At 64.2% G+C, this 21044-nt stretch carries 20 protein-coding genes and 1 tRNA gene; 9 read left to right on the top strand and 12 right to left on the bottom strand.

Annotated features, from left to right (window positions below; translation table 11 throughout):
• The first annotated feature begins 76 nt into the window (after nt 1–76).
• Complete coding sequence (arcD, locus tag ACNS88_RS11000) at nt 77–1537, top strand: arginine/ornithine antiporter ArcD (protein WP_435097234.1); 1461 nt, start codon at nt 77–79, stop codon at nt 1535–1537.
• Nucleotides 1538–1749: 212 nt separating this feature from the next.
• Here the strand turns inward: arcD and ACNS88_RS10995 are convergent, their stop codons facing one another.
• From ACNS88_RS10995 to ACNS88_RS10985, 3 genes are all read right to left on the bottom strand, one after another.
• On the bottom strand, nt 1750–1974 hold the full coding sequence (locus ACNS88_RS10995; protein WP_435097231.1) for a DUF5789 family protein: 225 nt from the start codon (nt 1972–1974) through the stop codon (nt 1750–1752).
• A gap of 274 nt (nt 1975–2248) precedes the next feature.
• On the bottom strand, nt 2249–2992 hold the full coding sequence (locus ACNS88_RS10990) for a class I SAM-dependent methyltransferase (RefSeq protein WP_435097228.1): 744 nt from the start codon (nt 2990–2992) through the stop codon (nt 2249–2251).
• A 5-nt stretch (nt 2993–2997) separates the two neighbouring features.
• On the bottom strand, nt 2998–3882 hold the full coding sequence (locus ACNS88_RS10985) for an aldo/keto reductase (protein WP_435097225.1): 885 nt from the start codon (nt 3880–3882) through the stop codon (nt 2998–3000).
• A gap of 142 nt (nt 3883–4024) precedes the next feature.
• Here ACNS88_RS10985 and ACNS88_RS10980 point away from each other — a divergent pair, with 142 nt between their 5' ends.
• A complete protein-coding gene (locus ACNS88_RS10980; RefSeq protein ID WP_435097222.1) occupies nt 4025–4534 on the top strand; it encodes a DUF2240 family protein in 510 nt (169 codons plus the stop codon).
• A complete protein-coding gene (locus tag ACNS88_RS10975; RefSeq protein WP_435097219.1) occupies nt 4534–4962 on the top strand; it encodes a DUF7993 family protein in 429 nt (142 codons plus the stop codon). The genes ACNS88_RS10980 and ACNS88_RS10975 overlap by 1 nt, the downstream gene beginning before the upstream one ends.
• Nucleotides 4963–4986: 24 nt before the next feature.
• Here the strand turns inward: ACNS88_RS10975 and ACNS88_RS10970 are convergent, their stop codons facing one another.
• Nucleotides 4987–6900, bottom strand: a complete 1914-nt coding sequence (locus ACNS88_RS10970) for a methyl-accepting chemotaxis protein (protein ID WP_435097216.1) — start codon at nt 6898–6900, stop codon at nt 4987–4989.
• A 278-nt stretch (nt 6901–7178) separates the two neighbouring features.
• Here ACNS88_RS10970 and ACNS88_RS10965 point away from each other — a divergent pair, with 278 nt between their 5' ends.
• From ACNS88_RS10965 to ACNS88_RS10950, 4 genes are all read left to right on the top strand, one after another.
• A complete protein-coding gene (locus ACNS88_RS10965; protein ID WP_435097213.1) occupies nt 7179–7454 on the top strand; it encodes a hypothetical protein in 276 nt (91 codons plus the stop codon).
• A gap of 630 nt (nt 7455–8084) precedes the next feature.
• Nucleotides 8085–8591, top strand: a complete 507-nt coding sequence (locus ACNS88_RS10960; RefSeq protein WP_435097210.1) for an Ig-like domain-containing protein — start codon at nt 8085–8087, stop codon at nt 8589–8591.
• Nucleotides 8592–8669: 78 nt separating this feature from the next.
• Nucleotides 8670–9509, top strand: a complete 840-nt coding sequence (locus ACNS88_RS10955; protein ID WP_435097207.1) for an alpha/beta fold hydrolase — start codon at nt 8670–8672, stop codon at nt 9507–9509.
• 355 nt (nt 9510–9864) lie between these two features.
• Nucleotides 9865–10344: a hypothetical protein gene (locus ACNS88_RS10950; protein WP_435097204.1), complete on the top strand. Its 480-nt coding sequence runs from the start codon at nt 9865–9867 to the stop codon at nt 10342–10344.
• A 465-nt stretch (nt 10345–10809) separates the two neighbouring features.
• On the opposite strand, the gene ACNS88_RS10945 is transcribed toward ACNS88_RS10950, so the two are convergent.
• The 5 genes from ACNS88_RS10945 to ACNS88_RS10925 form a co-directional block, all read right to left on the bottom strand.
• Nucleotides 10810–11391: a hypothetical protein gene (locus ACNS88_RS10945; RefSeq protein WP_435097201.1), complete on the bottom strand. Its 582-nt coding sequence runs from the start codon at nt 11389–11391 to the stop codon at nt 10810–10812.
• Nucleotides 11392–12091: 700 nt separating this feature from the next.
• Nucleotides 12092–12226 (bottom strand): hypothetical protein, encoded by a 135-nt coding sequence (locus ACNS88_RS10940; RefSeq protein WP_435097198.1) that lies wholly within the window; start codon nt 12224–12226, stop codon nt 12092–12094.
• 238 nt (nt 12227–12464) lie between these two features.
• Nucleotides 12465–13592, bottom strand: coding sequence for a tyrosine-type recombinase/integrase (locus tag ACNS88_RS10935; protein WP_435097195.1), 1128 nt, complete (start codon nt 13590–13592; stop codon nt 12465–12467).
• A gap of 161 nt (nt 13593–13753) precedes the next feature.
• Nucleotides 13754–13828, bottom strand: a tRNA-Glu gene (locus tag ACNS88_RS10930).
• Between the two features lie 120 nt (nt 13829–13948).
• Nucleotides 13949–15013: a M28 family peptidase gene (locus ACNS88_RS10925; RefSeq protein WP_435097192.1), complete on the bottom strand. Its 1065-nt coding sequence runs from the start codon at nt 15011–15013 to the stop codon at nt 13949–13951.
• Between the two features lie 114 nt (nt 15014–15127).
• Between ACNS88_RS10925 and ACNS88_RS10920 the strand changes: the two genes are divergently transcribed.
• Nucleotides 15128–16261 carry a zinc-dependent metalloprotease gene (locus tag ACNS88_RS10920; protein ID WP_435097189.1) on the top strand — a complete coding sequence of 378 codons (1134 nt, stop codon included), beginning with the start codon at nt 15128–15130 and terminating at the stop codon, nt 16259–16261.
• 97 nt (nt 16262–16358) lie between these two features.
• Here the strand turns inward: ACNS88_RS10920 and ACNS88_RS10915 are convergent, their stop codons facing one another.
• The 3 genes from ACNS88_RS10915 to ACNS88_RS10905 form a co-directional block, all read right to left on the bottom strand.
• On the bottom strand, nt 16359–17345 hold the full coding sequence (locus ACNS88_RS10915; protein ID WP_435097186.1) for a phosphatase PAP2 family protein: 987 nt from the start codon (nt 17343–17345) through the stop codon (nt 16359–16361).
• A 15-nt stretch (nt 17346–17360) separates the two neighbouring features.
• Entirely contained in the window at nt 17361–18677 is a 1317-nt protein-coding gene (locus ACNS88_RS10910) for a YihY/virulence factor BrkB family protein (RefSeq protein ID WP_435097183.1), read from the bottom strand.
• A gap of 75 nt (nt 18678–18752) precedes the next feature.
• On the bottom strand, nt 18753–19880 hold the full coding sequence (locus tag ACNS88_RS10905) for a tRNA (guanine(26)-N(2))-dimethyltransferase (RefSeq protein ID WP_435097180.1): 1128 nt from the start codon (nt 19878–19880) through the stop codon (nt 18753–18755).
• A 216-nt stretch (nt 19881–20096) separates the two neighbouring features.
• On the opposite strand from ACNS88_RS10905, the gene ACNS88_RS10900 reads away from it, so the two are divergent.
• Nucleotides 20097–20909 (top strand): DUF485 domain-containing protein, encoded by an 813-nt coding sequence (locus ACNS88_RS10900; RefSeq protein WP_435097177.1) that lies wholly within the window; start codon nt 20097–20099, stop codon nt 20907–20909.
• Nucleotides 20910–21044: the final 135 nt, after the last annotated feature.

Below are 21044 nucleotides of genomic sequence, written 5' to 3'. Positions count from 1 at the left end.
AACGACGATGAACGATCGTTATATTTCTCATGCATATTTCGAGTCATATTTATGCTTCAAAGGAATATACGCAGCCATGGCACGCTCGTTCACGCCCACAACGTACGAAGACCTCGATCCGGACCGTCGCCCGAGTCTGGCGGCGGCGCTGATCCCGGTCCTCGCCGTCGTGGCGTTCCTCGGCATCGGCTCGGCCGTCCTCGGCCTCGACCCGCATCCGCCGCTCCTCTGGAGTATCGCCTTCGTCGGCGGGTTCGGTCTGTGGCTCGGCTACGACTGGGAAGAGTTGTTCGACGGAATCGCAAACGGCCTCGTGATGGGGCTGCAGGCAATTTTGATCATCTTCACCATCTACGGGCTGATCGCGACGTGGGTCAGCGCCGGCACGATTCCGGGGCTGATGTACTACGGGCTGGAGATCCTCTCGCCGACGACGTTCCTCCCGGCGGCCGCGGTCCTCGCCGCCGTCGTCGCGTTTGCTATCGGCTCCTCGTGGACCACCGTCGGAACCCTCGGTGTCGCCTTCGTCGGTATCGGCGCTGGGCTCGGCGTTCCCGCCCCGATGACTGTCGGGGCCGTCCTCTCGGGAGCGTATGCTGGCGACAAGCAGTCGCCGCTCTCCGACACGACGAACCTCGCCGCCGGCGTCACCAACACTGACCTGTACACGCACATTCGCCGGATGCGGACCGGCACCGCCATCGCCTTCGGGCTCGCGGTGCTCGGCTTTGCCGCGCTCGGGCTCCGCGCGAGCGGTGAAATCCCGGCGGGCAAGATTGCGGAGATACAGGGTGCGCTCGGCGAGACGTACGCGATCACGCTGCTCGCCTTCATTCCGCTCGTGGTCACCTTCGGCCTGGCGCTACGCGGATACGCCGCGCTCCCGACCCTCGTCGCCGGCGTGTTCGCGGGCGTACTCACGACGATCCTCGTGCAGGAAGTCGGCTTCGTCGCCGCGTGGGAGGCGTTCATGTACGGCACCGCGCCGGAATCCGGTTTCGATCTGGTGAACGACCTACTCGCGACCGGCGGGCTCACCGGCTCCACGTGGACGATAACTGTCGTCGTCGCCGCGCTCGCGCTCGGCGGTATCTTGGAGCGAACCGGCGTGCTGGCGGTGATCGCTCACGCGTTCACGTCGGCTGTGCGGAGCCCAGGCGCGCTCATCGCCGGGACCGGCGTCTCGGCGATCGTCATCAACGCGCTCACCGCCCAGCAGTACATGAGTATCGTCCTGCCGAGCGTCACGCTTCGGAACACCTACGACGAGTTCGGGCTCGACACCGACCAGCTCTCCCGGGCGGTTGAGGCCGCCGGAACGCCGACCGGCGCGCTGTTCCCGTGGCACGCGGGCGCCGTCTACATGGCGGGCGTCACCGGGGTCCCGACGCTGGAGTACGCACCGTACTTCCTGTTCGCGTTCCTCTCGCCTCTCGTGCTGTTCGCCATGGCCGCGACCGGTTACTCGCTGAACGTGACGCCGACCGCGGATAGGACGCCCGCCGCCGGCGAGCCGGCCGTGGCGACCGACGACTGACGGGTCGACGGGGGCGACCGACTGACGGGTCGACGGCGACGGCCGACTGACGGATCGTTTCGGCGGTCAAACGACGTATTCCGGTGATTTCGCTTTTGTAAAATTCTCAGAGGAGCTCCAGTTCGGCCCCAATCCGATCGGTGGATGCAGGGGATATACGTTTTGAATTCAGGGAGCGACTAGCGAGACGGGGGAGGATCGGGCCGTATTCCCTAACGGTGTATCAATCCCAGTATCCGACTTCGAACGTCATCGGCAGAGACGAACGTTTGGTCATCAGTCGAGGCAAGCACTTCTTCGAGGGATTTCGTCCCGTCCTGTGTTTCGATATCGTAGTCGCCGTAGGCCTCGGCCAATTCGTTCGTCGTGGCTGGATACTCTTGAATTTCGAGTGCTTTGTCAAGTTCACCAAGCCGCCTATCAGGGTCGCCGCCCATTGCTTCGTCTTCATCGCCGCGGTAACGGACATCCTCTTGGTTCCGCTCTGGCCGGCGTTGCTCTTCATTATCTGTTTTCTCGTCCCCGTCCTATTGATAATCCGTCATGTGTCTCCGCAGGCGACCGAATCAGATAACGGTGTGGTTGATCCTCGGTGTACCCATCTCGGAAGTGAATGGAATGTCCCCGTCGTGTTGGATTCAGCCTCTATATTCAACGCAGAATTTCCCTCAACTACGGAGGGGCTCAACAGAATCGCCATTTCCGAGGCCGTCACTCCGGGAGACGAAACGCGAGACCGTACATCCGCCCGACCGATTCCGACCCGATCTCGGCCGCGAGCCGGCGAGCGGTCGCCGCCAGCGTATCGCCGGGTTCACCGGGATACTCCCCGACCATGGACGCCGCTCGGTCGGCGTGTGCGGAGACGTGGCTCTCGGTCCACGGAACCGGGTCCAGCAGCGTCCGCTCCCGCCCGAACTCCCAGCCGTGGCCGGCGAAGAACCGCCGCAGGAACGCCGCCGGGTAAAAGGTGAGCGCCGGGCGGCCGCGGGCCAGTTCGGACGCGGCGTTCTCGACGGCGAACAGCTCGCTGATCGCGGCGTCGTCGGGCAGCGGGTCGTAGTCGTCGACGACGAGCCGTGCGCCCGGGGCGGCGACCCGTGAGAGCTCTTCGGCGACCGCCGACAGCGACGTGGGATCGAGGACGTTACAGAGCCCGTGTGCAGTGATCACGTCGATAGAGCCGTCGGGGAGCGGGATCGCTCGGAGGTCCGCCTCCAGTACGGCCAGTCGGTCGCCGTCGTCGCTGTTCCCGTTTCCGTCGCCGTTGTTGCCGACGCGCCGACGGGTCGTCCGCGCGTGGTCCCGGTCGTTCGTGACGGCGTACACCCGAGCGGCGCCGTTCGCGAGCAGTCCGGCGGTCGCGTTCCCGACGCCCGCACCGGCCTCCAGACAGCGCTTGCCGGCGACCGGCTGATCGTCGAGCGCGGTCGCGACCGTGTGCGGGACGTCCATCCCGCTCAGTGGTGTAGCTGTTCGGGGACCGGGCTGTCGTCGTGGCGCACCCGTTCGATCAGCGACCGCTGGGCGGTCTCGTCCATCCCGCTGTAGTCGGCGGCGGCTTCGAGGATCATCGTGACGAGCTTCGGGTCGCCGGCGCTGACGACGCTGGTGAGCCCCTGTGCGGCGGCGAAGTCGAACCGCTCGCCGATCTCGTCGGGCGCGGTGACCGGCCGGTACCAGTTCGCGAACGGTCGGTCCGACTCGGGAAGCTCGTCGGTCGGCGGCCATGTCCCGCCGGCGAACGCCTTGATCCCCAGCGTGCCGACGTTCTTCTCGTCGGCGCGGGCGAGGACCGCCTCGTAGTCGTACTCGTCGTCGTCCTTCCCGGCGACGACGGGGTTCAGCGGGAACATCAGGGACTCGAGGTCGTCGATGCGGTCGAGCGCGTCGAGGATGAGTTCCGGGTTGCCGTGGCTCGTCAGGCCGATGTGGTCGATCAGTCCCTGCTCTTTGGCCTCGCGAAACGCCGTGAGCGCGCCGTCGTCGCCCGTGATCGTGTCCAGTTCCTCGTCGTACTCGAGCCCGTGTACCTGGTATACGTCGATCGTGTCGACGCCGAGGCGGTTCAGCGATCGGTCGAGCTTGCGCCACGCGCCCTCGTAGGTTCGCTCTTGGGTCTTACAGCCGAGGAATATCTCCTCGCGGTGCTGGCGGAGCTTCGGGCCGAGCTTCAGCTCCGCGTCGCCGTACGTCGGGGCCACGTCGAAGTGGTTGACCCCGTAGTCGAGGACGTGTTCGACCAACTGGTTCGCGCCCTCCTGTTCGAGCCAGTTGAGCGCGATCGCGCCGAACGTCATGACGGTGCTGTCGTGGCCGGTGTCGCCGAGCGGGCGGGTCTCCATGCATGCGCCATCTCGCCGGCGCGTCATAACGCTTGTCGGCCACGAGTCACGGCTGTCGGCCGCGAGAGAGAACTCGGAGCGATCGCGAGGCCCGGCTCCCGGTCCGGTAGGTTTACCGCCGTCGACGCCCCCCGATTCGCACATGAGTCTCGAGGTCTCCGTCGCCGTGCCGTTTAAACAGCGAGCGACGGAGCGGTTGGGCGAGGGAGAGTTCGTCGTTGCGCTGTCGCTCGATCGAGACTGGTTCTCCCCGGATCAGGCGAAGCGACTCGTCGACGTCGCGGTCGGGCGCGGACTGGTCGCCGAGGAGGACGGCGACCTCGTCGCGCGGTTCGACCCCGCCGACGTGACCGTCCCCGAGAATTTTGCGCCCGACGACGCGATCCTCCGCGAGCAGTCCACCTTCGAGACGGCGCTCGACGCGATCGTCGCCGCCGGCGTCGAGAAGCAGCGCGCCGTCGCCGCGATCAACGAGCGCCAGCGCGCGCTGGCGGTACGCATCGAGGCGGCCGCGGTCCTCGTCGCGAAGGAACACGGCGCCCCCGTCGATCACCTCGCCGCCGACGTTCGCGAGAAGCTGGCCGCCGCCGGCGACGCGGCCGGTGAGGGGGACGGAGGCGACGCGGCGGCCGGCGCCTCGGAGGCCGAGTGATGGTCGGAGACCGCCTGACTGACGGGCTCCGGATCGGCCAGCTCCTCGCCTCCGAGATAACCGGAAACGAGGGGCGTCTGCGGGACCTCTCGCTTTCCGATGCCGACCCCGACGTCGAGCCGACCCCGGACGGCGCGCTCGCGTACCGGGTGGTCCGCGAGGGGGCCGGCGGTGACGGCGCCCGGCTCGTCGCCGAGGCCTACGTCCAGCCGGACCGGCTCCGGCTCGAGTTCGTCTCGGGAGGAGGGGGAGACGAGGCGAGCGACGAGACGGACCGCCCCGCGCTCGTCGCGGCGGCTGCCGACGACGAGGGGCTCCGCGTCAGGCCGAAGGCGGTCCGACCGCCGCGCACGCTCGTGTTCGTCGAGGACGGCGCGCAGGTGAAGCGCGCGCTCGCCGTGTTCGAGGCCGTCGTCGACGCGGTATAAAAGGGAGACGTGAACCGTTCGACCTCAGTCCGACCGACCGCCGTCGCCCATCGCGACGTTGCGCGCTCCCGCCGCGGACGGGCCGTCGGGCGACTGCTCACCGACGTCGAAGTTCCGGAGCAGCGCCCGAAGCTGATCGGCCTGCTCGTCGAGCGAGCCGGCCTCGGTGGTCGCCTGCGACATCGCGGTGAGCTGCTCGTCGGCCGCCTCGCTGACCTCGTCGGCCTCGTCTGCGGTCGACCGGCTGATCCCCGCGACCTCCTCGACCATCGACACGGTCTCCTCCGTGCTCGCGGCCTGATCGTCGGTCGCCTTGCTGATCTCGCGGATACCGTCGTCGGTCTCGCTCGCGTTGGCCGCCACATCAGAGAAGGCGTCGGCGGCGTCCTCGACGGCTTCGGCCCCCTCCTCCATGTGTTCCTCGGCGGTCCGGACCTCCTCGACGGTCGCCTGCGTCTGTGCCTGCGTGCCGGCGATGAGCTCCTCGATATCGCCGGCCGCGTCTTGGGTCTCCTCGGCCAACTGCTTGACCTCGTCGGCGACGACCGCGAACCCGTCGCTCCCGCCGCCGCTGCCGCCGGCTCGCGCCGCCTCGATGTTGGCGTTTAACGCGAGCAAGTTCGTCTGTTCGGCGATGTCGCCGATGAGATCGACAATTTCGCCGATGTCTTCCATCCGTTCGTCGAGGATGCGAACTTTCTCCGCCGTTTCGCCGATCGCGTCCCGCGACTCTTGGACGCTGTCGATCGCCTCGCCCGCGGTGTCCTGTCCTTCGTCGGCGATCGAGGCCGTCTCCTGAGCCACGTCGGCGACGGTCTCCGTCGAGGAGGCGACCTCCTCGATCGTCGCGGAGAGATTGTTCATCTCGCCGGAGACCTGTTCGAGCATCTCGCGCTGGTCGTCCGCCCCCTCGGAGATCTCCCTGATCGACTGACTCACGTCCTCGCTGCGTGCCTCGGCCGTGTCTACGCCCGCGACCGTCTTCTCGCTACCCGCGGACACCTCGCCGGCGAACGACTGAACATCCTGCATCGTCGCCTCGATGTCGTCCATCATCTCGTTGAACGCGGCGCCGATCTGCTCCATCGCCTCGCTCTCGCTGTCGGCGTCCAGCCGAACCGTGAGGTTGCCGTCGGCCGCGCGGTCCATCGTGGCGCTGTAGTCGTCGGCCTTCGTCTCGAGGTGCTGGTTCAGCCACTCGACCTCCTCGCGGCGCTTCTCGACCTCCGCTTTCGCCTCCTCGACGTCTTTGATCTCGGACTTCTGCTCGGCGACGAGATCGAGCTGGCGCTGCGCCTCCTCGCGCGACTTCTCGATGGAGTACCAGTTGGCCATCAGCGCGCCCACGAGTCCGAGGATGAAGAACGCGTGAATACCGCCCCAGATTATCGGCTGCTCGATCGCCGCGGTGTGGTTGTAGACGAGGCTCGAATCGATCAGACTGAACGCGCCGTGGCCGACGGCGACGTACCCGACGCCGACGGCGAACGGGACCCAGTCCTCGTACAGCGCGAGCACCGCGACGAACACGAAGAAGCTGAAGTGCGCCTCGATGTAGCCGCCCGACAGCTTCACGAGTGCCATCGAGACCGTCATGAGGCTGAACGCCGTGAGCACCGTCCGCTGGCGTCGGCCGAGCCGCGACCAGTTCGCCAGCGCGGCGGTGGCGAGGATGATGGCGACGAACCCGCCGAGCATCCACCCCGGCGTCGCGGGGATCTGTGCCCCGGTGATCGACTCGGTCCCGCTGTACAGCCCCAACGCGATCAAGAACGGCACCTGCACCGCGATCAGCATCAGGACGTTCCGGTGGCGCCCGCCCCACATCTCCTTCGGCATCGACGTCCCGTCCGGGATGTAGCGGACGAACTCTCTGAGCTTGTACGCCAACCCAGACCCCGACGCGTCTGCGGCTGCCCCGGTCGCTGATTCGGTCATATTCGTCAGTCTTCGTACCGGTTAAAAATCTACGGCCTCTGAATATTACTTCTGATACTATCCGACGCTCGGACGGTCCCCCGTGGCGGGAGTGAGGGTTCCGGCGACGGGAGGCCGTGCGGAACCGCACGGGTCCGCGGAAAACCGACGGACAGGGCCACGGAGGTGTCCGGGTTCGCGAGGCGACAGTTGCGAAAACCGTACAGTCATATAATACATACATTCTCAATATTGTGAAAATAACTTATGTACCGTCACCAAGTAGTCCGGGTAAGGTGATGATAACCGTCAAATCGCTGAGGGCGATACGCGATGCCGATAAAGACCTGCTTAACCAGCTCACCGGTCTCACGGGGCTCGGTTGGACTGCGTCAGTACTGGGATATCTGAGCACGGTGATCGGCTACGGGAACGGTCTGTTAAGCCGACTCGTCGTCGAGCCGCAGTCGCTTTTGTACGTCGGCGGCAGCTTCTTTCTTCTCACGCTCGGACTCGACCGATTGCAGACCAAGGTCGTGGCCGAACGGGGCACCGAGGACGGAGGCGGCGATTGACATCCTCTCCGCCCTGAAGGGCGAAGATTCCCACGGCACCGCACCGCTGGGTTGGGATGTTGAAGGTTTGTAGACGCCTCGATGACGGCTACTGGCTGTGCCAACCAGCCGTTACTCCTATCCCGGCATGGGATTCGGAGGTACTTCTGACTGCCTACACCCTATTTCGACACGGAAGAGGGTGTCTTCCGCTTGAAATGAGGGAATCCCGATATTGTCCGATTAGTGGGGCGGGTAGACCGCCTCGGTTACCGTTAAATATGTCTCAGGTTACGTAAAACATCCTTTTGGCACGTCGAACGTGGTTCGTGGAGGGTTTGTCGGATTCATCCCCGCCGTGAACAGTAGTTGCCGAATCAGTTCGTTTCAGCCATCGATCTCGTGTGAACGACGATCTACGTACATATACCCGATAAAGGAGTATATAACTGGAATGCGCCGAGTTCGACGAGCAGCACCTTCGATATGCGCTGTGTTGAGAGGTTCGGCAACTACTGTGAACGGCGAGGCTTTCTCCTCAATTCTCCGTAACTACAGGCCGTCGTCGGGCTGTTGGTGGCCCAAATTGGCCGGTGGGCCAGTCCGAAGTCGGACTTGCCGCTCACGGATGACTGCAAGCCGCGATTTGGTATGCGCTCTGTCCTGCTCGACACCGTCGGATTCACTACTACGTCGAACTGCTCGATGTTGCCGGTTGGGAACACTAAAACGCGAGTATGTCCTTACCCGTGGGTTATCTGGGCCGGGCGGAAAGCCCACCGTGTGAACCACAGAACTCGACTCGCCGTACTCGGTCTTCTCGTCGGAGCTCTCGCCTTCGGTGCCGGCTGTACAGGGATTCTCAGCGAGGACGATGTCACTAGAGACGTGATCGTCGTCAATCAGGATAGTACGAATCATGCTGTCGTCGTGGAGATCTCTGACGATTCGGGCTTGGTGTATTCCGACGAGCGAACCCTCGACGCGGAATCGGACCTCAAAATGGTGCAATTCAACCAAACGGGCGAATACGAGGTTGCAGTCACCGTCGACGGGGACACGACGACGACGACACGCCATACCTTCGAGTCCAAAGACAGGCCGATTCAGGCGATTAACATCGGAATCGACAACCAGGGGACCGTGACGGTTGAGTAGCGAAGCCCACATGAGAAGTGATCAGCTTTCCGATCGGCGTCCTGTCGCACCATAGACACCACCCATGGAATACAATCAATGACGAAAGAAACCAATTCCACTTCAACTGATACGTATACTCTTGAAAGCGGTCGAACGCTTGCCTACACCTGCAGCGGCACACCCGATGGACCTCCCGTCGTCGCCCATCACGGAACGCCCGGCTCCCGGTTGTTCGCAACGCTGCTTTCGGACGTTGCAGCTGCCGAAGGAATCCGACTCATCGTTCCGGACCGTCCCGGATACGGTCGCTCGTCGCCGCCCCCTGATGACTGGACGTGGTGGGACTGGCAGGCTGATCTATCGGAGGTTCTCGATTCGATGTCGATTGATCGGGCTGCAGTAATGGGCTTTTCGGGTGGCGGTCCGTTCGCATTCGCAGCTGCGACCAGCGAGTGGGCGACTCGTCTCGGGCTCGTCAGTACCGTGGTCCCGCCAGCCGAAAACAGCCTCGCAATGCTCTCGAAGATCCCCTTCGCAGTACGTCTCCTCTTCCGGGTATCCAGTGCAATCGCCGCCGTTGCAGGGCCCAGAGCCATTGTCCAACAGTACACCGACCGATCCGTATCGGATGCGATCGGCCACGCAATCGCTGAGGACTTTCACGAGGCATTTCGACAGGACACACGGGCCGTTGCGCGCGAGAATCGATCGTTCGCATCTCAGACGCTTGACCCGGAACAGACAGCAACTCCGATCCGCGCCTGGCATGGCACCCAAGACGAGAACACACCACTCGCACCCGTCCAAGTATTCATAAACGACACCCACGGCTCGCTGAAAACGTCTGAGACCGACCATCTCGGAACGCTACTTGACTGTAGCGAGGATGCGTTCAGGTGGCTAAGATCCGAGGAATCCGGCAGTTTTGTCGATTAACAAGCACAATTGAATACTTACTATCCGTCGGGGGCTCCTCTCCCTTTAGTGTGAGGGGGATGTCAACTCAGTTATCGAGCCCCCAATGTGATCTCCATTGGAATAGGACGGACACAACCAAAGTCATCGCACAAGACACGTCTCAAGAAACGACACCGCTCTCAACGAAGTACACGAATCTGCTTGACGCACTTGATCTCGAACACGTCGAAACTCCCTCGAACGGCCATCATCTCTGGTACGACGATACGCTCCACCGATACGGCCTCTACATCAACGACGCGGACTAGTCATCACACCCCTTCGCTTCGAAAGACTCCGGAGTTTTACTATCTCCGCGTGTCTACGGTCACCTATGGTCCCCCGTCAAACACTCCGAAAAATCCTCCTCGGCCGTGACGTCGCCGTCGCCTACGCAATCCTCGTGGCACTGTATCTCCTGAAATTCATCCCGTTCCAACCCGTACAGATTCCGCCCTACCTCTTGATCGTCGCCTACGACCTCGTCGAGGTCGCGCTCCCGGTCCTCACTCCATACTACCTAGTAGCGTTCCCCTTGTTTCTGTACGTGCTCGCTGTTAGTGGTGCAGGAATCACTCGAAAACTTCGCGCCAGCAATAGTGAACAGTCAGTCTGGCTGCAGACACTCGGTGGTGTCTGTCTCATCATCGGACTCTTCTCACTGGCGTTCGGCGCGTTCGTCGGCGGCCCACTCGTCGCCACGACAGACAACCCGACGCCGCTGGCTATTACTGGCGCGACGGGCGTCATCTTGCTCGTGATAGCGTTGTGGTTACTTGGCCGCCCACTCAGCCATACCACTACCTCGGCTTGAGGGAGGATAACCACCTTTCGAACAGAATCTTCTGGCCTCGTTCCGACGCCTGAGAGAATGACTCAGTTCCCGTGTTAACACTAGAGACTGACGCGTACTGCCGGACAGTAGAGGGTGTCATAGCTCGTTTGTCACGAATTGCTTCTCAATGCGGTATGTCGTCCCGTCGAACGTCACATACCCTCCCGGGATAAGCCCGCCGCCCCGAGCGCGGAGGACAACACGCTCAATATCCTCATCGAAATGGGCGAATGCGCTTCGAAGAGCTGGCCGACCATACAGCTGTTCGGTGATAATACGCTCGTGGGGCGTTTGACCTGGTGGTGTCTCGGTGGTTCTGGTGATTATCCACTCTGTTCTTGCGTTGTTGTTCCCGACCGTTACCTCGACAGTATCGCCAGTACGCGACACATCGGTGACGGTGTCTGTTGGAACTAAATCGAGGGGCGAACCGTCGATCGTGAACTACGTCGCATAGCTGATTATGTTGTCGCTGTTAGTTACCATGCTTACGTCTTCGTGCGATCCCGGAAGGAGGAACGCGTATGTTCCACCGCCAAGTCCTCTAAGGATTGTTTCGCCGCCGTTCGAACGGACTACCTCGACAGGTTTAGAGAGTGTCGAATTGTCAATAGAGAACGTCCATCTGTGTGTCTCGCCGGAAGCGAGCGTTGAATCACCCCCATCAACCCATCGTCGGACGACCGAATACCACTGGCCATCAACGCGCTTGTACAGGCCCCATCGGTAGAAGTTCGTAGTGTAAGCATCTTCACGCCTGTTCGTCAGCGTAAACTCAACCGTTGCATCCGGTAGCGATGTCGTTTGGGGATTTGCGACCAGTGACTGGTTCTGTGGATCCGATACGTCCGGATGATTGCAGACGACGGTCTGGTTTCCCTTGAGTTCCGCGGCCTGAAGATACGCCGGGATTTCGGGACAGGCAGGTGGATCCGGTGTCGATGTGCCATCTAAACTAGTCGAACACCCGGCGATTCCCGCAGTGATACCTGTTCCGACGAGCTGGAGGGCTGTCCGTCGGTTCACGTTAAATTATCAACTGTATTTCTGAAAGGGCTTTCGGAACTATACAACCGATATGAAATAGAGAGTTACATCGGCAATCTGTTTGGTGGAAACATCTATGACCGATATGCACCGTAGATCTCGTACGAAGGCAAGAACTTTTTTAGATCTGGCAGGTTGATCGGCGGGACATTCGCAAGCTCGTTCTGACGGTTGATTCATCAAATCTCGGATGAAATCAAACCTCGAATAGACTCGTTCGGCTCTGTTGAAATCCTCAACAGGTGACACATTCTACCCCGGCTGTGGTCGATCTGTGGGACTCACGAATCGTTCAGTACAATTGAATCAGGTATCAGCGTGAAATCTGGCAAGGCCACATTCTGGACAGATGTAGCAGGTCAAAGATTTCCCTTTGAGATCGAGCGCACCTAATAAACCTCCACCAGAGTTGATGCGTATCCCATCACCTCTGTACGAGGTCTTGTGCTCCGTCTCCTCCATCTCTACATTACAGTCTGGACAAGAGGGCATGTGTAGCTGATTCTGAGTCGAATCTATTAATGGTAGGTTCGCACTCTTCGGCGGCCACCTGTTTCGGACGAGACTCTATCTGAAGAAGGGTATCTCAACAAAACCAGTACCCAACATACGACCCACACACGTTCCCCTTCGTCGCCACGACCACGAACACACCACAAAAAATCCGCCTGAAAACGGATTACTCTTCGGCGTCGTCGTCCCGCACTGCCTCGAGCGCCTCCTCTAACAGCTGCTGGACGTCATCCGTCGCAGTCACGTCGTCGGCCGTCTCCTCGTGATCCTCTTCGTCTGCCGTCTTACTCGCATCCGACACGATCTCGGCGGCAGACCCGTCGTACAACCCGTACGAAGACGAACCGCAAGATGGCACTCACCAAACGGCGGAACAGAACGGTTCACAGACTGAGACAAGCGATACGTCTGATATCGTCACTCAGACGGGCGACGGAACCATCCACGCCGACGGTGAGTTCCCAGATACGCATGAAGCAAAAGTTGATGTCGTCAGTCAGATCCTCAACAGCGGCGAGGAAGACTGACCACCCCGTCGGTCAGCCCATCCGGTCGAGCGCGTTCTTCCGGTCTTCGACTGGAACTTGGTCGTACTTCATCGTCGTCTCCGGGCTGCGATGGCGTAGTTGCGTCTGCGCGGCCGCTAGCCCCTCTTCTCTCGTCATATAGGTCCCGGTCGAGTGCCGGATCGCGTACCAGCTCATCTGCCGGTTCTCGGTCGAGATGTCCGCGATCTCGCAGAGCCGTTGGAGGATTCGCCTCAGCGATGCCGACTGGTACGGGTTGCTCTGCCGCGTCAGCCACAACGCGTCGGTGTCGTCGTACTTCTCGATCGTCGATCGCTGATCGAGCCATCGAGCCATCATCTCGACGGTCTGTTCTTTGAGCCCGACGACCCAGTTCTCACTGTTTTTCGAGGACTCCTCTCTCGGGATGCGGAGGACGCCGTTCTCGACATCTACCCACGTCGTCCGCGCGCGCTCGACTTCGATCGGGCGAAGCGCGGCGTCGAGGCTGGCTCCGACCATGCTCGGGATCTTCCAACTGTTCGCCCGCTCCCAGTCTTCCGGAGTAACGTCTTCTTTGGGCTTCTCGAAGCGCTGTGCGAGGTATCGATTCCACTTGTCTCGCTCCTCACCGAACGTGTTGCTTCGACTCGGAATACTCCCGTACTCGAGTGACGCGTCGCGGACCATGGTTCGCTCCCGCCTAGTGAGATAATCACGCGGCGTCGTCGACTGGTTCTTCCGAGAGAACGTGATCTCCGGCTCCCACTTGTCGGCTCCGCGCTGGTGATGCCGCCATTTGTACAGCATCATGACGGCCTTCCGGCACGCGTCTTTGTGAGCGTTCGACGAGTCTTCGCCCGCTAAATACCGCAGGTACCCGTCGGCGTGGTCGTGTGTCAGGTTCGTCGTGTACCCGTCTTCTTGCTCCCACGCCCACCGGTAGAACTGGTCCATTCGGTACGCCCGGTTCGAGACCGTCGTCTTCGCGTAGCCCTCCGCTCTCTCCGGTTCTTTGCCGAACGTCAACAGCCAGTCGAGACAGTGCTCTCGCTCGCTTCGGTAGTCGAGAAACTGCCGTTCGTTGAGGAGTTCCTCGGTGTTGTTGGGCACCAGAGTGATGTCGTCGAAGGGGTCGGTTGCCTCGTCGGCGTCTTTCATTGCCTGCCCCTCTCGGCGGTACCCCGGATCGTTGCCCCTCGATTTTGCCAATCGCCAGACAGCGGCGGGTTCGGTACACCTTTCGAGTCGTATTGCCCGTGAACATCGGTTTCCCTCTGGTTAGTTCACGGCAAAAATCGGGAGAAGGCGTCGGATTAGGATGCTCCGGCTGGGATTCGAACCCAGGTCATTGCCGTGAGAGGGCAATATGATTGGCCGGACTACACCACCAGAGCGCACGTCCGTTTGACGCAATTACGGGTATGGAAGGATATTGTAAAACAGTTCCGTTTCGACCCTGCCATGCCCCGGTTTATCGTGGATCAGTCCCTTGGCGCGAGGGGGTGACAGGTCGCTCAGACGTCGACGGCGAAGGGCGCGACGTCGCTCGCGCCGCCGGCGGTTGCGGCGAGGAGGTCAGCCACGGCATCGAGGTCAGCGGTGTCGATCACCTCGACCGGCGTGTGCATGTACCGGTTCGGAATCGAGACGTTGAGCGACGGGACGCCTCCGCGGGCGGTATAAAAAGCGTCGGCGTCGGTACCGGTTCGCGTACCGGTTGCCTGCAGTTGTACCTCGATGCCATCGTTGGCCGCGGCGTCTCGCGCGAGGTCGACCAAGACGGGATGATTCGCGCTCCCGCGAGCGATCACGGGTCCGGCTCCGAGCTCGACCGGTCCCTGGTGTTCGCCGTCGACATCGGGGTTGTCGGTGGCGTGGGTGACGTCGACGGCGACGAATGCATCCACCGCGTCGAGGTCGACGCCGACCATCTGTGCACCCCTGAGTCCGACCTCCTCTTGCACCGTGGAGACGGCGTAAACGGTGGCGTCGACGTCGCGTTCGGCAGCGCGGCGGAGCCCCTCGGCGGCCGCCCACGTGCCGGTTCGGTTGTCGACCCCGCGAGCGGCGATCCGGTCGCCGACCAGCTCCTCCACCTCGGTCGAGAACGTGACGGGGTCTCCGATCTCGACGTGTTCGCGTGCCTCATCGGCATCGGTCGCGCCGATGTCGACGAACTGGCCGGCGATCTCCTCGTACTCGTCCTTCGAGGGGTCGCGCAGGTGGATCGCGGTCTGGCCGATCACGCCCTGTACGGGTTCGTCGGCGTGGACGGTGACGTGCTGGCCCTTCGAGACGGTGCGGTCGGAGCCGCCGATCCGGGCGATCCGCAGGAAGCCGTCGTCGAGTACGTCACGGACGATGAAGCCGATCTCGTCGGCGTGGCCCGTTAGGGCGATAGTCGGCGCGTCGGGGTCCCCCTCGTGGACGGCGACGGCGTTGCCGTAGGCGTCGGCGGAGACGTCGTCGGCAAAGCCGCGGACGTAGTCGGTCCAGACCCGCTGACTCGGCGTCTCGAAGCCGGACGGACTGGCGGTCGCGAGCAGGTCGTTGAGGAACGCCCTCTGAGAGTCGCGCATACCCGTGTCTGTCAGGCGTTCGGCAAGAAACCGCCGGTACGGGACTGCGGAGCCCTTCGACGACGTTGCCCCCATCGACACAAGGGACTTGAGGCGCGCACCCCAGGAGTCGGTATGGATATCCTCCGAAGCCTCCGGACCGTCTCCGAGGCCAGCGGACCGGGCGTCGTCGACTGGGACCGGGCCGCGGCGGCCGCGAAGGCGAGCACCGATCCGGGACCGCTCGCGCTCACCGACGCGGAGCGGGCCGGGTACGCGGCCGACGTGCGCGACGCCCGATCCAGACTCCGCGAGGTGGCCGGTATCGAGTTCGACGTGCCCGACGCGATCGAGGTCCAGAACCGCCACCACTGGATCGACGCCAGCATCGACACGTTCCGGAACGTGATGGCGCCGATCGAAGCGGTTGCGACGGATCACGGCGAGGAGGGAACCGCGACCGGTCGCGGCGAGGGGGTGGTCGGTGGTGGATCGGTCGGCGAGGTCGTCGAGCCGACCGGCGAGCCCGCGGGACTCCCGACCGGCGATCTCACGCATGGATTCGCGCGAGATTTCTCGCGGATCGTCAACACCGGCTCGATGGCGTTTACGCTCGGCTTTCTCGCGCGCAACGTGCTCGGACAGTACGACCCGCTCCTGTTGGCCGACGAGCCCGACGCCGACCACGGGCTCTACTTCGTCCACCCGAACATCGTTGCCGTCGCGGCGTCGCTCGACGTCGACTTCCCGCGTTTCAGACGCTGGATCGCCTTCCACGAGGTGACCCACGCGGCGGAGTTCGGCGCGGCGCCCTGGCTCCCCGAATACCTCGAGTCGCGGGTCGAGCGCGGGATCGAGGGGTTCACCGGCAGAGGCGGGTCAGGCGGCCGCGGGGGACTGACCGCGGGCAGGCTGCCGGTCGACGCCCTCGACACCGAGCCGTTCGCGGAGCTGCAGACGGCGATGACGGCGGTCGAGGGGTACGCCGAGGTGCTGATGGACCGCGCCTTCGACGGCGAGTACGCCGACCTCCGTCAGAAGCTCGATGAGCGCCGGGGCGGGGGCGGCCCGGTTCAGCGGCTCGCGCGCCGGCTGCTCGGGCTGGGACTGAAGCGCCGGCAGTACGAACAAGGCGCCGCCTTCTTCCGGCACGTCGTCGACGCCCGCGGGATCGAGGCGGCCGGCGCCGTCTGGGAGCGCCCCGAACACCTCCCGACGAGCGCCGAACTCGACGACCCCGAGGCGTGGCTGATGCGGGTCGATCCCTGAGGGCCGCAGCGAGCCGTGCGAGTCGTCGCGGCTAGCGCCGTATTACTCACCACCGCGTGGTCAGCGATCACTTATAAACAGACGCCAGCGACACCGCTCAGTTCCGAGTTCCCGACAGCCGCTCGATCCGCTCCGGCAGCGCGGGCAGCGCGACGACGGCGACGACGGCGGCAGTCGTCGCGGCTAGCGTCACCGCGAGCGACTCCGAGAGCGCGTACGCGCCTACCCAGAGTCCGCCGGTGACGGCGAGCGCGGGGACCGCGATCCGGACCGGGACCGCGGGCTCGTCGCCGTCGACGAGGCGCCAGCCGATCGCGCCGCCGGCGCCGGTGGCGATCCCGATTCCGGCCTCGACGACCTCGCCGGTGTACCCGCCCGCGACGGCGACGACCAGCGCGCCGATCGAGACGACCGCCGCGAGCAGGAACGGCAGGGTCGGATCGAGCGCGACGGTGGCGTCGCGGGCATCCGTTTCTTCCATGCCCCCACGAATCCGCGGGTCGCCCGCGAGCCACAGCGCCCCGAGTACGACGCCGGCGCCGACGGCCAGCCCCGCCAGGACGTCGACGAGGTAGTGGACCTCGATGACGACCCGCGAGGCCGCGACGGCGACGGCCACCGCGACGGCGGCGAGAAGCCGCTTCTGTGCCGTCCACGCCCGGTCGTACGCGAGCGCCAACGCGAGGTACGCCGCCGCGCCGCCGGTGGCGTGACCGCTCGGGAAGCCGAAGCCGTCGGAGAGCACCTGCGCCTCGTACCACGCCGACAGCAGGCCGGGGAGCCACGTCGGCACGTCTGCGGGACCGACCGCGCCGGGCGGGCGGGGGACCGCGAACCACGCCTTCCCGAGCGCCGTGGCGGCGTACGCGCAGGTAACGGCCGCGATCGCGGTCGCACCGGCGCGTCGGGGCGCGGCCGCGAACCGGTCGCTCGCGAACCAGTAGCCGACCGCCAACAGCCCGAACAGAAACCACGGGTCCGCGAGGTGGGTGACGGCGGCGAAGGCGACGACGACGACCTCCGGGAGCGCGTCGACGAGAGGAATCTCACCGATCCCGCGCTCGGCGGTGACGAGTCCGGTCACGAGCTGATCGCCCGGTTAGTCGTCGCCACGGTTACGAGCGTAATCGAGCGCTTTGCCGGGCGTTTCGAGCAGGTTGAGGCCGATGCCGACGACGATAAAGAGCGTGTAGAGCCCGAGCGTCGACAGCCCGAGGATGAGCATCGCGGCGATGGCGTAGAGCCCGTCGAGGAAGGAGAACGCGCCGAGTATCAGCACCGTGCCGTACAGGAGCACGAGGTACGGGCCCCAGCCGCGGGCGTGGCCGCGCCGCATCTGCGACCGGACGTACCGCTTCAGCTCCGACTCAACGGCCGGTTTGTCGACGGTGCGTCGCTCGACGTCATCCTCGAACGCGTCGAACTCCGACCGTAGCCGACTCACCTCGTCCTCTAGCGCCGCCACGTCCGGCGCTCCCGCCGGGCGCTCCTCGTCGCCGGCGTCGCCCGCGCCGTCCGACTCACCGTTCATACCGGTGCGTCGGTGGCGGGCGTGTTGTAACTGCCGGTCCACGCCGTGGTCGATCGCGGTCGGCCCGCCCCCCAATCCGGCACCGCTTGCGGGGGCGACCTGGTCGCGGCCGGCCAGCACGACGTTGACGACGCCGCCGACCACGACGACGATGGCGGCGAGGTACAGCCACGTGACGAACAGCAGGACCCCGCCGATGACGCCGTACAGTTGAAACTGGCCGGCGCTCGCCGCGTACACCTGGAAGCCGGCCTGCAGTAGCGTCCATCCGACCGCGGCGACGGCGGCGCCGGGGAGGGCCTCTCGGAAGCCGATATCCGGCTCGGGGAGCAGGTAGTACATCGGGAGGAAGACGACCGCGAGCAGTCCCGGTAATACGAGGATGCTCGCCGTCTCGACGGCCGGGACCGCGTCGGCGGCTGCGACGAACCCGCCGACGACGACCATCACGCTGATGCCGACGCCGACGGCGAGGACGACCGAGCCGGCGTCGGTGAGCTGTTTCACGAAGTCCGGCGGTTCCTTGACGCCGTACAGCTCGGCGAACGCGGTGTCGAGCCCGCGGAACACCTTCAGCGTCGACCACAACAGCACGACGACGCCGAACACGCTCGCGCCGGTCCGACCGCCCGCCGAGGAGATCGCGGCGGCGATGGTCTCCCGGCCGGTAGGCGTGAGGAAGTCACCGGCCGCCGTCAGGAGCTCGCTGGCGATGACCTCGCCGAAGACGGCGGTCGCGACGACGACGAGTAGCAGGAGCGCGGGGATCAGCGAGACGAACGCGTAGTAGGCGATCGCGGCAGCGAGAAACGTCACCTGCCGGTCGATCGCGACGTCGACGACGCGGCGGACGGTCCCGAGCGCGGCGATCGAGTGGCGAGACATGGTGGCGGATTCGGGTGACGGCGACAAAAACGGGGCGGGTGGAGGGGAGTGCCGAGCCGAGACGTGACTGCGCTGTCAGGCGCCGTCGCTGCCGAGGATCGCGTCTCGCATCTCGGGGATCGACGCCGTGCTCTTGACCGCTGTGCCCCGGTAGTGCGCGCGGCTCGCCTCGTGGCCGGCCCCGCGCAGGCGCTCGACGAACTCGTCCATCCCGATGGCGGGCTCGCCCCACTCCTTGTAGAGGCGGTGTTGGTCGTAGTGGGTCGGGGTGTCGATCTCGCGCGCGACCGTTCCGAGCAGCTTCCGGGCGCGCTTCGCCTCGCCCATGTCATCGGTGACGCGCTCGCGGACCGCGCGGGCGAAGTCGGCGTCCGCGACGGGACCGAGCCAGAGCGGGCCGGCGGTGAGCACGCGGTCGCTCCCGCAGACGGGGCAGGCGTCGACGGGGTCCGCGATCAGCCCGTGCGTCGGCTCGCGCCAGAGGCAGTCCTCGCAGTTGTCGACGTACCCGAGGTCGTCGATGCAGTCGTCGGCCACTTGGGCACCCGACTCCAGTTCGAGGTAGGTCCGCGCGTAGTGGCGCGAGACGTGCGAGACGACCGGGCGGGCCGCCTTGTCGTAACGCGCGGCGGTCCGAACCAGCGCGGAGATCAGGGTCCGGAGTCCCATCTCCGGGTGATAGTCGGTGTTGCGCGGCACCGCGCCGTACTTGCGGATCCCGCTGTTCAGGTGCGCGCCACAGAGGGGCGCGGTGTCGGTCGCGGTGACGCAGACGAGGTTGCGCGCGTTCGCGAGCGCGGCGTCCGCGAAGGGGATCGGCGTCCCGTACGGGTCCAGATCGACGACGTCGAAGACGTTCTCGTACAGCAGGGCGTTGACGTCGCGGTGAACGGTCTCGCCGTCCAGGTCATTGGCAGCGAGGTTCTCGGCGGCCAGTTCGACCGCGTCCGGGTCCACGTCGGCGCAGGTGACGTCGTACCCCTCGGCGGCGGCGCGGACGCCCCGGATCCCCGAGGCCGCCATCGCGTCGAGGTACGACGCCGCGCGCGGCTCGCGGTCGCGGTACGCGCGCAGCACCGCGACGGTCACGTCCCGGTTCAGCTCCTGGGTGGGGTTGAAGAAGACCCCGCCGCCGGTGCCCTCGCTGGCCCCGTCGCGGGCCTCCGGAACAGAGACGGTGAGACCGCCCTCCTCGATATCCATACCCCGCGTTCGGCCATCCGCCACAAAAGGACCGCGCTCCGCCGGTCACGGCCGACAAACGCGCTCCTCGGGCCCTCGTGAGCGTCGCGGCCGTGAAGCGGGGCTTTTAGCCCCTCAGCCCGGATACGTAGACGTACTAATGCACGCTACGCTCAATCAGAGTCGCGGCGGCCGTCCGACGCGCGGATGCGACGCGACCGCAGAGGGGGATCAGGGATGGTAAGTCCGGCTCGCGTCGACGCGCTCACGGACCTCGCGTACGGTGCGCTGATCATTCTGTCGATCGGCCTTATCGCGACGCTAGACGTGAACAACGTGGGCATCGCGTTCGGGATCGGAGTGTTCGCTTCCTACGTGGTCCACGTGGTCTGGAAGATGGCCCGATTCGACCCCGACTGGATGACCCGCGAGGTCGCCGATCAGGTCGGCAAAGAGGTCGAAAAGAGCGTCGGCGATACGGTCAACAAGGAGGTAGAGAAGAGCGTCGGCGATACGGTCAGTAAAGAAGTAGAGAAGAGCGTCGGCGATACGGTCAGTAAAGAGGTAGAGAAGACAGTCGGCGATACGGTCAGTAAAGAGGTAGAGAAGACGGTCGGCGATACGGTCAGCAAAGAGGTAGAGAAGAGCGTCGGCGAAACGGTTGAGCAGACGGTCGGAGAAAAGGTCGAAGAGACGGTCGAAAAGACCGTCGGCGACACCGTCGACAAGGAGGTAAGCGAGGTCGCCGACGACGTCAGCGACACCGTCAGCGAGGAGGTAACGGGGAAGGTCGAAGAGACGGTGGGCGAGGCCGTCGAAGAGACAGTAGGCGAAACCGTTGAGAAGACCGTCGGCGAAAAGGTCGAAGAAACGATCGAGGAGACCGTCGAGAAGACCGTCGATGAGAAGGTCGAAGAAAAGGTCGAGGAAACCGTCGAGAAGACCGTCGGCGAGAGGGTCGACGAGAAAGTCGAGGAAACCGTTGAGAGGACCGTCGACGAGAAAGTCGAAGAAGTGACCGAAGACAACGACCGGCGAGACGATTCGTAGTCGTCGTCGATGGAGCGGCGAGCCGGTCTGTCGATCCCGATGGGTTTCGCATTCGGCTTTCGGATACGTAAATTCGACCCATCTATATTGGGCATTCCGAAGGCCATATACCGAGGTAGCCATTGATACGGAGTA

This window comes from Halorubrum shenae (genome assembly GCF_051194165.1).
In the GTDB taxonomy this organism is placed as follows: Archaea; Halobacteriota; Halobacteria; order Halobacteriales; family Haloferacaceae; genus Halorubrum.
Note: the sequence above shows the minus strand (reverse complement) of the source record. Positions and strands in the feature narration are given on the sequence as shown.

What these genes read in the sequence shown, in the direction of transcription:
- ACNS88_RS10990 (WP_435097228.1), bottom strand. Translation starts at nt 2,992, where the DNA reads ATGGACGTCCCGCACACGGTCGCGACCGCGCTCGACGATCAGCCGGTC.
- ACNS88_RS10985 (WP_435097225.1), bottom strand. Translation starts at nt 3,882, where the DNA reads ATGGAGACCCGCCCGCTCGGCGACACCGGCCACGACAGCACCGTCATG.
- ACNS88_RS10980 (WP_435097222.1), top strand. Translation starts at nt 4,025, where the DNA reads ATGAGTCTCGAGGTCTCCGTCGCCGTGCCGTTTAAACAGCGAGCGACG.
- ACNS88_RS10910 (WP_435097183.1), bottom strand. Translation starts at nt 18,677, where the DNA reads ATGTCTCGCCACTCGATCGCCGCGCTCGGGACCGTCCGCCGCGTCGTC.
- ACNS88_RS10955 (WP_435097207.1), top strand. Translation starts at nt 8,670, where the DNA reads ATGACGAAAGAAACCAATTCCACTTCAACTGATACGTATACTCTTGAA.
- ACNS88_RS10995 (WP_435097231.1), bottom strand. Translation starts at nt 1,974, where the DNA reads ATGGGCGGCGACCCTGATAGGCGGCTTGGTGAACTTGACAAAGCACTC.
- ACNS88_RS10925 (WP_435097192.1), bottom strand. Translation starts at nt 15,013, where the DNA reads ATGCGCGACTCTCAGAGGGCGTTCCTCAACGACCTGCTCGCGACCGCC.
- ACNS88_RS10935 (WP_435097195.1), bottom strand. Translation starts at nt 13,592, where the DNA reads ATGAAAGACGCCGACGAGGCAACCGACCCCTTCGACGACATCACTCTG.
- ACNS88_RS10965 (WP_435097213.1), top strand. Translation starts at nt 7,179, where the DNA reads ATGATAACCGTCAAATCGCTGAGGGCGATACGCGATGCCGATAAAGAC.
- ACNS88_RS10900 (WP_435097177.1), top strand. Translation starts at nt 20,097, where the DNA reads ATGGTAAGTCCGGCTCGCGTCGACGCGCTCACGGACCTCGCGTACGGT.
- ACNS88_RS10905 (WP_435097180.1), bottom strand. Translation starts at nt 19,880, where the DNA reads ATGGATATCGAGGAGGGCGGTCTCACCGTCTCTGTTCCGGAGGCCCGC.
- ACNS88_RS10950 (WP_435097204.1), top strand. Translation starts at nt 9,865, where the DNA reads ATGGTCCCCCGTCAAACACTCCGAAAAATCCTCCTCGGCCGTGACGTC.
- ACNS88_RS10970 (WP_435097216.1), bottom strand. Translation starts at nt 6,900, where the DNA reads ATGACCGAATCAGCGACCGGGGCAGCCGCAGACGCGTCGGGGTCTGGG.
- ACNS88_RS10960 (WP_435097210.1), top strand. Translation starts at nt 8,085, where the DNA reads ATGCGCTCTGTCCTGCTCGACACCGTCGGATTCACTACTACGTCGAAC.
- ACNS88_RS10920 (WP_435097189.1), top strand. Translation starts at nt 15,128, where the DNA reads ATGGATATCCTCCGAAGCCTCCGGACCGTCTCCGAGGCCAGCGGACCG.
- ACNS88_RS10975 (WP_435097219.1), top strand. Translation starts at nt 4,534, where the DNA reads ATGGTCGGAGACCGCCTGACTGACGGGCTCCGGATCGGCCAGCTCCTC.
- arcD (WP_435097234.1), top strand. Translation starts at nt 77, where the DNA reads ATGGCACGCTCGTTCACGCCCACAACGTACGAAGACCTCGATCCGGAC.